Below are 11,686 nucleotides of genomic sequence, written 5' to 3'. Positions count from 1 at the left end.
GCGTCTGCTGTCTGAGCGAAGCGAGTTTCAGACGCGACAGCGAACGAAGGGAACGAAGTAGCGAGACAGGTTCGGCCTTGATCTTTTGGTTACTTTTGGATCAAGCCAAAAGTAACATCAAAAACTTTGCATATCGCAAAGCCTCTTATAGTACCCATCCAGCCCAATCAGCTCCTCATGCCGTCCTCGCTCGACAATCTCCCCTTCATGCATCACGCAGATCTCGTCCGCATTACGAATCGTCGAGAGCCGGTGTGCGATCACGATCGTCGTACGGTTACGCATCAGGTTCTCCAAAGCCTCCTGCACCAAGCGTTCCGACTCGGTGTCGAGTGCCGAAGTCGCCTCGTCGAGAATCAGGATCGGCGGGTTCTTCAGGATGGCGCGTGCAATGCTGATACGCTGGCGCTGTCCGCCCGACAACTTGCCGCCGCGGTCGCCGATATTGGTATCGTATCCCTCCTCGCTCGCCATGATAAAATCATGCGCATTGGCGATGCGGGCCGCCTCCTGGACCTGTTCGAGCGTAGCTCCTTCCACTCCGAAAGAGATATTATTAAAGAACGTATCGTTAAAAAGAATCGCCTCCTGGTTGACATTCCCCATCAGGCTGCGCAGATCATACAAGGTCGCGTCACGCACATCCGTACCGTCGATCGTTATGCACCCCTTGTCCACATCATAGAAACGAGGCAGCAAATCCACCAGTGTGCTCTTCCCCGACCCCGACTGACCGACCAGCGCGACCGTGCGTCCTTTCGGAATCGTCAGGTCGATGCCTTTCAGCACCCATTCGTGCTGGTATTTGAACCAGACATCCCGGTAACAAATACCTTCCGTCAGGGCAATCGGTTTCGGGTTCTCAGGATCGTTGATGTCGCTTTCCGCCTTCAGGATCTTATCCACGCGATCCATAGAGGCAAGCCCTTTCTGAATGGCATAGGAGGCTTTGCTCAGATCCTTCGCCGGATTGATTATACTGTAAAAAATCACCAGGTAGTAAATGAAAGTAGAAGCGTCGATCGGACTGTTACTGCTCAGGATCAGCGTACCGCCATACCACAGCACGATCGCGATCGTGGCCGTCCCCAAGAACTCGCTCATCGGATGCGCCATCTGCTGGCGGCGGTAAATGCGGTTCGTCAGCCGCCGAAACGTTTCGTTGCTCTTCTCAAAACGGTCCTGTATCTTCTCTTCCGCATTGAAAGCCTTGATAACGCGCAGGCCGCCCAGCGTCTCCTCTATCTGGCTCATCAGATAGCCCCATTGTTGCTGCCCTTCAAACGATTTCCGTTTCAACTTCTTACCGACCGCCCCCATCACATATCCGGCAAAAGGCAACAGGATGAAGACAAAAAGCGTCAGCTGCCAGCTGATGGCGATCATCCCGATCAGGTAGATCAGGATCAGGATCGGGTTCTTGAAAAGCATGTCGAGCGAACTCATGATCGAAGTCTCGATCTCGTTCACATCCCCCGAAACGCGAGCGATTATATCTCCCTTCCGCTCTTCCGAGAAAAAGCCCAAAGGAAGCTCCGTTATCTTGCGGTTGATCTGGTTGCGGATGTCGCGGACGACACCCGTACGGATCGGGATCATCGTATAAAAAGCCATATACATCGTCCCGACCTTCAGGAAAGTGGACACGATCAGGAAACCCCCCAATATGATCAGCGTGAAGGAACCGCCTTTCGTCTCGATCATGTCGGACACGAACCAGAAGAAGTTGTTTTTCAGCAATTCCGGCGTCGCTTTCCAGGCTTCGAACGAGAAAGGTGCGAACGTCCAGTCCGTATAGGCATAGGTTTCGTCGCTGATTTTAAACAAGATATTCAGAATCGGGATAATTAAGGCAAAAGAGAACAGGTTCAAAATGGCAGACAGGACATTAAATATCACATTCCACACCATAAATTTCTTATAGGGAGGCACAAAGCGCCTCAGTATACGCAGAAAATCCTTCATGTTTGATCGATCGATTGAATTTGGGGCGCAAGTTACTCAATATCCGGCTGATTCCGGGCATCCTCGCTGTACTTTATTTCGTCCGTCCTTATTCTTTAGCCTGTCAGCCCTATTCTTTTAGGACTTCCGTTTACTTCCATCAGAAAAGAGAATATATCCGAAAGAAAATGATAAAAGATGCAACTATAAAAGTTATATTTGCATCAATATAGTATAAACAAATGCTATAAGAGTATGAAAAAATCTCTACCTTCCTCCTGAAAAGTGTCAATGGGCTATTAACCGGCATACTTGCGCTGCTGGGGTTCTCCTCATGCGACCAGGTATCGACTGATATGTATGGCACCCCTCATTCAAAGTTCACGATCAAGGGAAAAGTAACAAACGAAAGCAACATTCCTATCCCGCAAATCCAAATTCGTTCACCTTACGGAGAGGATATCCCTCATGCAGACACGCTATATACCGATAGCAAAGGAGAGTTCAAGTACTCATTCAACGGTTTCTTCAGAAGCAACAACATTCCGCTCCTACTCACGGATATCGATGGAAAGAAGAATGAGGGCAGCTATGCTCCGGACAGCGTATCGGTATCTTTCAAAGATGCGGATGTGACAGGAGGAGACGGCGGATGGTATCTGGGAGAAGCGACAAAGGAAATCACCATCGTTCTTAAAGAAAAGAAAGAAGAAAGAAACAAATAAACGATTAATCTCATGAAAAATCCGAATCACAAACGATTAAGGGCGGCCAACCGGTTACTGGCCGGGATATTGGCGCTATTGGGATTCTCCGGTTGTAATGACGACGACGGGAGTGGCCTGGTCGCAATGTACGGAAGCCCGCACGCCACTTTTATTCTGGACGGTAAAGTCCAGAACGTTTCAAAAAGCGGCATTCCTGACATAAAGCTCGAACTGCAATTCAAGGTGTTGAACACGGAAGGCGGCAAAACGACTTTCATCCCCGGTGCAGATCCGATCCTAACCAATAAAGACGGAAACTTCCGTACATCACTCACGACAATCCCTACCGATGTTATCCGTATCATTGCGACAGACATAGACGGAGAGACAAACGGTTCCTATGCAAAAGATTCCATCGATATAAAAATATCAAAAGAAGACTATTTGAATAAAGAGGATAGCGAATGGAATTACGGATCCGTTTCTAAAGACAATCTGATAATCGAATTAAAAGAAGAGATAAAGAATGAATAAACGCCCAGGATTACGAAAACGCCTTGCATTAGAACTTTTCAGAAGCATCCGGAAAAACCGGGCCAAGATACATGAACTGCGTACGCTCTTTTGGGAGTGTACGCTTCGTTGTAATGCTTCCTGCCTGCATTGCGGTAGCGACTGCCACGTCTCGTCCGCCCATCCGGACATGCCGGTCGAGGATTTCCTGAAAGTGATAGACGAGATCACGCCGCATGTGGACCCGCATCAGGTGATGGTCACCTTTACAGGCGGAGAAGCATTGGTCCGTAAAGACATCGAAGTATGCGGACGAGAACTGAACAGACGTGAATATCCCTGGGGAATCGTCTCCAACGGATTGCTGCTCACCCGCGAACGGTTAGACTCGCTGTTGGCAGCCGGAATGCACTCCATCACCATCAGCCTCGACGGGTTCGAAGAGGCGCACAACTGGCTCAGGGGCAACCGGCGGAGCTTCGAAGGGGCGGTCAATGCCATTGCGATGCTGGCTGAAGAGAAGGAGATCGCCTGGGATGTCGTGACCTGCGTCAACCAGAAAAACTTCAAGGACCTGATGTTGTTCAAGGAGTTCCTGGTCGAGATGGGAGTCAGGAACTGGCGTATCTTCACCATTTTCCCGGTTGGCCGGGCGGCAGAGACACCGGAGTTGCAGATCGACGACCAGCAATTCACCTGGGTCCTCAACTTCATCCGCCATTGCCGCGCCGAGGGTAAAATACATACGAGCTTTGCCTGCGAAGGTTTCCTCGGCAATTACGAGGGAGAAGTCCGCGACCAGATTTTCCACTGCGATGCGGGTGTCAGCACGGCATCGGTACTGATCGACGGATCGATATCCGGCTGTCCGAGCATCCGTGCCAACTTCCACCAGGGAAATATCTACAAAGACAGCTTCGTCGATGTATGGAACAACGGCTTCAAAGAATACCGCAACCGGGAATGGGCACGGAAAGGCCAGTGTGCAGACTGCGACATGTTCCGCTATTGCGAAGGGAGCGGCATGCATCTCCACGACGATAACGGCAACCTGGTCACCTGCCATTACAAGAGAATTAACACAGTTTAAATAATAAATTCTGTATAAAACGACAATATCGTTTATATATTCGTACTTTTGTAACATGTGTATAACATTTCAAATTAATATAAACATGAAAAAATTATTTGTATTGCAGTTATTGCGATAGTAGCATCTATTTCTGCATGGAATTACAATCAAAGTCAAAAGGGAGCAAATTTATCAGACCTTGCCATGGCTAACATTGAAGCTTTAGCTCGTGCTGAGATAGGAGATGCAGCTTATTATGTTAAAATACATGATCTACATTCTTGGACTTGCTATGCAGGAGGTAGTTCTTACTGCCCTCTTTAAATTAGTCTTAAAAGGGATATATCAACAACAAATGACATATCCCTTTTGTTCTTCTATTACTTAATTATTATAATATCATGAAAAGATTTTGTAATGTACTCTTACTTCTATTAACGCTAAGCGTCTTATCATGTAACCAGGAAAAAGAGTTCAAAGAAAAATCAGCCAAGACATATTCCATCAATGTAAACAAGGTTTCCAACACTAACTTCTTCGCCCTTATCGACACCGCACATTTCGTTGTGTTGGAGACAAACGACAGTAGTGTTATCGGTGAAATTGCCCAATTAAGCATAAGTGACAAGTTTATTCTAACAGACCGGAAAACCAATAGTATCTTACAATTCGATAAAAAAGGGCGGCACCTCTCCACCCATGAAGCTGTAGGAAACGGACCTGGTGAATATATACGAGTCGATGGAATACATATCGATCAGTCAACCGATAACCTCCATATCTTGGATGCCACTCAAAATAAGATTTTAAACTACACACACGATTTCAAATTCATCAACGAAATACACACGCCTGTTCCTTTCGGCCCGACAGCTTTCGGAATGCTTAAAGACAGCACATTCGTGTTTGAAGAAAGCATAGGTACTGTCAAAAGCGACCTAAGATATCGCTTATTCATCCAAAATGCAGATGGGGAAACACGCAAATTCTTGCCTTTCGAGAAAACGGCAAGTGTACATTTTTCACCAAGACAAACGCTTTATTACGTGAATGACACCTTGTTGTTTGTCCCGACATACAGCAATACCATCTACAATGTGTTCAACGACAGGATTGTTCCCCGTATGCAGTTCGATTTCGGTAGTCAATGGATAGACGAAGCGTTCGTCTACAACTCAAACATAAACCAAAATCCGTTGCTATTCATACAAAAACTGGCAGAACAAGATTTCATCTATTTCCTCAATGTATCGGAAAACGAGACTTTTATTTATACAGATTTTTATTATAAAGGAGAAGCGTATGCCTCCATTATCAACAAAAAAAAGGAAAGCAATACGCTTGTCAAGTTCGATGCACCGGATGGGCAAATGAAACCGCTGGCATCACACGGGGACTACTACGTGTTCCCCATTTCACGGACGGAATTTTCAAAAATCGCCGATAACAACAGATACACGTTCAAGGGCAAATCCTCGATGGTTGACATCGACAACCGCCTAAACGAGGAAAGCAACCCGATACTCATGTTCATAAAATTCAAATAAAATGAAAACATTACTTTTATTATTCGCTTTTTTACTTTTCCAGAATCCTGCCGACAGTAATTGCAAAAGCTTTTACGAAAAGAATCTACCGGATGAGATCTATGGCAAAGTCATCGAAAAGAAGGAAGATAACAGATACTATCGGATTAAAATAAAAGATTCCGTACAGAACAAAGAGATCGAAGTCTCATTGCTCAAAAACAAAACAGGCAAGGAGATATATGATTTCCTCCAAAAAGAGAGTATTGTAAAGAAAAGAAAGGGCAACCTGTCGTTGTCAGCCCTGACTCCCATAAAAGAAGGAGGATTCGATGGCCGTTCTTTTCCGGACCTGTGCAAGTAAAGAAATTGTCAATTGTCCATTGTCAATTGTCAATTCTCTCTTATCTTTACCCACGTAAACTAAAAACATCAATCATTTCATGAAGAACGCTCTTATCCTTTCGGCCTTGCTGACATTGGGGCCGGTCTGTTTCGCTCAACAGACAGAAAAGTATCCATTAGGCAATTATGAGGAACTGACGGATACCAAGCCGCATGACGGCATGGAAATCTGGGACAAAATGACAACACCTACTCAAATCAGCTGGGGAACAACGGATATCCGCTACAAGAAACTGAACGTCCCTGACATTAAAAAGACAACCCGCTGGCAAGGGAAAGCTTGGAAAGGGGAACGCATCAATGCACAAGCCGTGCTGTGGACAAAAGAAGCGTTGGACGATGCGACGATCACCGTCAGCGAACTGAAAAGCGGCTCTTCCATAATTCCGGCTTCTGCCGTCACGACAAACTTCGTCCGCTATGTCATGACCGACGAATTGAACAAGGATCGTAAAGGCGGATGCGGACACCGCGAAAACAAGGCGGAATGGGATTCATCCGTCGTTGCCGATGTATTGGATATCGTAAAGATTCAGGATATCAAAGCCTGTACGACGCAACCCATCTGGTTGAACGTATGGGTTCCATCCGATGCCCGTGCCGGAAAATACAAAGGGACTCTGACCGTTTCGGGAAAGAATTTCCAAGCCATGAACCTTCAGTTCGAAATAGACGTACTTAACCGTACGCTGCCGGCCCCACAGGATTGGGCTTTCCATTTGGATCTGTGGCAAAATCCGTATTCCGTAGCCCGCTACTACCAGGTTCCGCTCTGGAGTAAGGAACATTTCGATGCAATGCTCCCGATCATGAAGATGCTGGCGAATGCCGGACAACGTGCCATCACGACCAGCATCATGCACAAACCTTGGGCAGGCCAGACGGAAGATCATTTCGACAGCATGGTAACCCGCACCAAGAAGATCGACGGGACATGGGTTTATAGCTATAGTGTATTCGACAAATGGGTGGAATTCATGATGAACGAAGTAGGAATCAAAGACTTGATCAGCTGCTACACCATGATCCCTTGGGCTTTGACTTTCGACTATTACGACGAAGCGACCAACCGGGTACAGTTTATCAACGTCAAACCGGGTGATGCCGAATATACCGAATACTGGGGTTCGTTCCTGAAAGACTTCTCCCGCCACCTGCGTGAAAAAGGCTGGTTTGAAAAGACTGCCATCTCGATGGACGAACGTCCGATGGAAGCCATGCGCGAAGCGATCAAAGTCATCAAGCAGGCCGATCCGGAATTCAAAATCACGCTGGCCGGCAATTATCACCCGGAAATCCAATCCGACCTCTACTATCTGGCAATCCCTTACGGCCACAAGTTCCCGGCTGACGTAAAAGCCGAACGTGAACGCAAAGGGCAGATCAGCACGGTCTATACTTGCTGTGCCGAAGCTTTCCCGAATACCTTCACCTTCTCCGATCCGGCCGAAGCTCCCTGGACAGCGCTGCATGCCATCGCCGGAGGTTATGACGGTTACCTGCGCTGGGCCGTAAACAGCTGGACTGCCGATCCGCTACGCGACTCACGCTTCCGCACCTGGGCAGCCGGCGACACCTACAGTATCTATCCGGGCCCCCGCAGCTCGATCCGTTTCGAACGCTTGGTCGAAGGTATCCAGGATTGCGAAAAGATCCGCATCCTCCGCGAAGAACTGACAGCCAAAGGTACTAAAGGCAAACTGGACAAACTGAACAAAGCGGTTGCCAAATTCACCCCGGAAGGCCTGTCCGAAACTCAACAGTCGGCAGCCGAAATGGTGAATGAACTGAATAAATTGCTGAACTCGCTATAAACATCAGCTGTTTAAAAATAAAAAAACATAAAAAAATCCTCGGAAAGTGCATGACTTCCGGGGATTCCTTTTATCTTTACAGCATTGGAACCGTTAGCTCAGCTGGTTTAGAGCGCTGCCTTGACAGGGCAGAGGTCGCCGGTTCGAATCCGGCACGGTTCACAAAAAAAGCGCCAAACGGCGCTTTTTCTTTTTTACTTCTCCCGAATAAATATATTGATCGGAGTTCCTGTGAAGTTCCAGTTTTCCCGGATCTTGTTTTCCAGGAAGCGTTTATAAGGTTCTTTGATCCATTGCGGCAAGTTACAGAAGAACACAAACGAAGGAACCTGACCGGCAGGAAGCTGCGTGATATATTTAATCTTGATATATTTTCCTTTCCATGCGGGAGGCGGATAGTTCTCGATGATCGGCAGCATGATTTCGTTCAGCTTGGCTGTCGGAACACGGCGCTGGCGGTTTTCATATACCTCTTTGGCGGTTTCCAGCACTTTCAGGATACGCTGTTTTGTCAATGCCGAAATAAACAGGATAGGAAAGTCGGTAAACGGTGCCAGACGTTCACGGATCGCATTCGTAAAGGTATCGATCACCTTTTGGCTTTTATCTTCCACCAAATCCCATTTGTTCACACAAACGACCAAACCTTTCTTATTCTTTTGGACCAAAGAGAAGATGTTCAGGTCCTGGCTTTCGATGCCTCGGGTGGCATCCAGCATCAACACGCAAACATCCGAATTTTCGATGGCGCGGATCGAACGGATCACGGAATAGTATTCCAGATCCTCATTCACCTTCCCCTTCTTACGGATACCGGCCGTATCCACCAAATAGAAATTCAGGCCGAACTTGTTATATTTCGTGTAAATGGAATCGCGGGTCGTACCTGCAATATCCGTTACAATATGACGGTCTTCACCGATAAAAGCATTGATCAAAGAAGATTTACCTGCATTCGGACGACCGATAATGGCGATACGGGGCAGCTCTTCTTCGAGCACCTCCGGCTTATCATCCGGAAGCGTAGCAACAATCTTATCCAACAAATCGCCGGAACAAGAACCGTTGATGGCAGAGACACAGAACGGGTCACCCAATCCCAATGAATAAAATTCGGCAGAGGAGGGATGCAGTTCGAAGTTATCCGCTTTGTTAGCCACAACAATCACGGGTTTCTTGGCACGGCGCAGGATAGCGGCGACTTCGTTATCCAAATCCGTAACTCCATTCAACACATCAACGACAAACAAGATCACGTCTGCTTCTTCAAGAGCGACTTTCACCTGTTTGTTTATCTCTTCTTCAAAAACATCATCCGAATTAATCACCCATCCGCCGGTGTCAATCAGCGAAAATTCTTTACCTGTCCACTCAACCTTGCCGTACTGACGGTCGCGGGTAGTGCCTGCTTCCTCGTTGACAATCGCCTGGCGCGTCTGTGTCAAACGGTTGAAGAGGGTGGACTTTCCTACGTTGGGTCTACCAACTATTGCAACAATATTTCCCATAAACAACTTTTTCTGTCTGTGCTGTTAATTAATCCAGCTGATAACCGAAGTTCTTCAGCATGTTGTCCCGGTTACGCCAGTCTTTTTCCACTTTGACAAACATTTCCAGGAAAACCTTCTTATCAAAGAAGCGTTCGATATCCTTACGGGCCATAGCACCTACCTTTTTCAATGCCTGGCCACGATGCCCAATGATGATTCCTTTTTGGGAATCACGTTCAACAATGATGAGCGCCTTGATGTGAATCAGCTCAGCTTCTTCTTTAAACAGCTCAACAACGACTTCTACCGCATACGGGATCTCTTTCTGATAGTACAGGAGAATCTTCTCACGAATGATCTCCGTCACAAAGAAACGGGCCGGCTTATCGGTAAGCGCATCTTTCTCGAAATAGGGAGGAGATTCAGGCATCAGATCTTCCACCCTGCGTTTCACGTAATCTATATTAAAATTCGAAAGGGCGGAGATCGGGATGATTTCGGCTTTCGGAAGAAGTTCTTTCCATTCGGCTACCAGCTTTTCCAACTCCGGTTGGGTGGTCGTGTCGATCTTGTTGATCAGCAACAGCACCGGACATTCCACATTCCGAACCTTCTGGAGAAATTCTTCATTCTTGTCGATCTTTTCGACGACATCGGTTACATAAAGCAGTACATCGGCATCACCAAGTGCCGACTGCGAGAAATTAAGCATAGACTCCTGCAACTTATAATTCGGATGCAGGACTCCCGGCGTGTCAGAATACACAATCTGCATATCAGCGGTATTCACGATTCCCATAATACGGTGCCGTGTCGTCTGCGCTTTCGAAGTGATGATCGAGATACGCTCTCCCACCAGACGGTTCATCAACGTAGACTTTCCGACATTCGGATTACCGACAATATTAACAAAGCCGGACTTATGCTTGTTTTCCATTATACCCCCATTTAAGATAAATTGCACCCCAAGTGAAACCGGCGCCAAAAGCGGCAAGAATCAGGTTATCGCCTTTCTTCAGCTTGTCTTCCCATTCCCAGAGACAGATAGGAATTGTCCCGGCACTGGTATTTCCGTATTTCTGGATATTGATCATCACTTTTTCCATATCCACTCCCAGACGTTTAGCCGTAGCATCGATGATACGCAGGTTTGCCTGATGAGGCACGATCCATGAGATATCGTCGTGTGTCAGCCCGTTCCGTTCAGCGATCTCGGCAGCGACATCGGCCATATACGAAACGGCATACTTAAAGACATATTTGCCATCCTGGAAAACGAAATGTTCGCGATTATCCACCGTCTCGTGTGAAGGAGGATAGGCTGAACCGCCGGACTTCATAATCAGATGTGAATAGCCTACACCATCGGTACGCAGGATGGTATCCATCACACCCACTTCTTCCGTCGTTGGTTCGAGCAACACGGCCCCGCAAGCATCACCGAACAAAGGACAGGTGGAACGATCCTGATAATCCGTTATAGCGGTCATTTTATCACCGGCCACGACAATCACTTTCTTATAACATCCCGAACGGATATAGTTGGAACCTGTTTCCAATGCATACAAAAAACCGGCGCAAGCTCCCTGCAAATCGAAAGTCATTGCATTCTTGCAACCGGTATGGTAGGCTATGATGGAGGAAGTCGTCGGGAAATGATGGTCAGGCGTAGTCGTAGCCGTGAGGATCACTTCTATCTCTTCCGGGTTCACATTTGTCTTTCCGAGTAACTGCTTCACAGCCCGTATACCCATATATGAGGTACCCATGCCCTCACCTTTCAAAATTCGGCGTTCTTTGATGCCAACACGCGTCATGATCCATTCATCCGTCGTATCCACCAACTTCGAAATTTCTTCGTTCGTCAATACATCTTCGGGAACGTATCCGCCTACGCCTGTTATTACCGCATTTATCTTATCCATATCTTTAAAAATAAAAAGGACTATATATCCCAATTAAAAAAAAGCCCTAAAAAAACTTTTAGGGCTATTTCTTGGTTTATCAAAACTTAATCAGTCCGGATAAACTTAGACAGCTGCTTCTTTTTCGATAGCTAATTTACCTCTGTAATAGCCGCATTCGCCGCATACAGTGTGATAAATGTGCCATGCGCCGCAGTTCGGGCAAATAGCCATTGTGGGAGCGACAGCCTTATCGTGAGTTCTTCTCTTGGCTGTTCTTGTCTTACCTTGTCTTCTTTTAGGATGTGCCA

At 46.9% G+C, this 11,686-nt stretch carries 12 protein-coding genes and 1 tRNA gene; 8 read left to right on the top strand and 5 right to left on the bottom strand.

From position 1 onward, the window contains the following. Positions 1-117 precede the first annotated feature (117 nt). Positions 118-1,965 (bottom strand): ABC transporter ATP-binding protein, encoded by a 1,848-nt coding sequence (locus tag RDN79_RS18190; RefSeq protein WP_298549708.1) that lies wholly within the window; start codon positions 1,963-1,965, stop codon positions 118-120. Between the two features lie 242 nt (positions 1,966-2,207). Between RDN79_RS18190 and RDN79_RS18185 the strand changes: the two genes are divergently transcribed. From RDN79_RS18185 to RDN79_RS18155, 8 genes are all read left to right on the top strand, one after another. Further along, entirely contained in the window at positions 2,208-2,669 is a 462-nt protein-coding gene (locus RDN79_RS18185) for a radical SAM-associated putative lipoprotein (RefSeq protein WP_308573333.1), read from the top strand. Positions 2,670-2,681: 12 nt separating this feature from the next. Beyond that, positions 2,682-3,185, top strand: a complete 504-nt coding sequence (locus RDN79_RS18180) for a radical SAM-associated putative lipoprotein (RefSeq protein WP_298549706.1) — start codon at positions 2,682-2,684, stop codon at positions 3,183-3,185. Next, a complete protein-coding gene (locus tag RDN79_RS18175) occupies positions 3,178-4,254 on the top strand; it encodes a TIGR04133 family radical SAM/SPASM protein (protein ID WP_298549705.1) in 1,077 nt (358 codons plus the stop codon). Before RDN79_RS18180 ends, RDN79_RS18175 begins: the two co-directional genes overlap by 8 nt. Positions 4,255-4,347: 93 nt before the next feature. Continuing rightward, entirely contained in the window at positions 4,348-4,560 is a 213-nt protein-coding gene (locus tag RDN79_RS19095) for an NVEALA domain-containing protein (protein ID WP_366139607.1), read from the top strand. Between the two features lie 77 nt (positions 4,561-4,637). Then, positions 4,638-5,783, top strand: a complete 1,146-nt coding sequence (locus tag RDN79_RS18170) for a 6-bladed beta-propeller (protein WP_298549703.1) — start codon at positions 4,638-4,640, stop codon at positions 5,781-5,783. A gap of 1 nt (position 5,784) precedes the next feature. Continuing rightward, complete coding sequence (locus RDN79_RS18165) at positions 5,785-6,126, top strand: hypothetical protein (RefSeq protein WP_298549702.1); 342 nt, start codon at positions 5,785-5,787, stop codon at positions 6,124-6,126. Between the two features lie 79 nt (positions 6,127-6,205). Beyond that, positions 6,206-7,981 (top strand): glycoside hydrolase domain-containing protein, encoded by a 1,776-nt coding sequence (locus RDN79_RS18160; RefSeq protein ID WP_298549700.1) that lies wholly within the window; start codon positions 6,206-6,208, stop codon positions 7,979-7,981. An 87-nt stretch (positions 7,982-8,068) separates the two neighbouring features. Then, positions 8,069-8,143 (top strand) — tRNA-Val (locus RDN79_RS18155). Positions 8,144-8,175: 32 nt separating this feature from the next. On the opposite strand, the gene der is transcribed toward RDN79_RS18155, so the two are convergent. The 4 genes from der to rpmF all read right to left on the bottom strand — a co-directional run. Next, on the bottom strand, positions 8,176-9,489 hold the full coding sequence (gene der / locus RDN79_RS18150) for a ribosome biogenesis GTPase Der (RefSeq protein ID WP_298549699.1): 1,314 nt from the start codon (positions 9,487-9,489) through the stop codon (positions 8,176-8,178). A 28-nt stretch (positions 9,490-9,517) separates the two neighbouring features. Continuing rightward, complete coding sequence (era, locus tag RDN79_RS18145; RefSeq protein ID WP_298549697.1) at positions 9,518-10,408, bottom strand: GTPase Era; 891 nt, start codon at positions 10,406-10,408, stop codon at positions 9,518-9,520. After that, the gene (locus RDN79_RS18140) at positions 10,392-11,396 is read right to left on the bottom strand and encodes a beta-ketoacyl-ACP synthase III (RefSeq protein WP_298549695.1); all 1,005 of its coding nucleotides are present in this window, start codon (positions 11,394-11,396) and stop codon (positions 10,392-10,394) included. Before RDN79_RS18140 ends, era begins: the two co-directional genes overlap by 17 nt. A gap of 105 nt (positions 11,397-11,501) precedes the next feature. Continuing rightward, positions 11,502-11,686: 50S ribosomal protein L32 (gene rpmF, locus RDN79_RS18135; RefSeq protein WP_308573330.1), on the bottom strand; the 185-nt coding region annotated here is incomplete at its 5' end.

This window comes from uncultured Parabacteroides sp., assembly GCF_902493135.1.
GTDB lineage: Bacteria > Bacteroidota > Bacteroidia > Bacteroidales > Tannerellaceae > Parabacteroides.
Note: the sequence above shows the minus strand (reverse complement) of the source record. Positions and strands in the feature narration are given on the sequence as shown.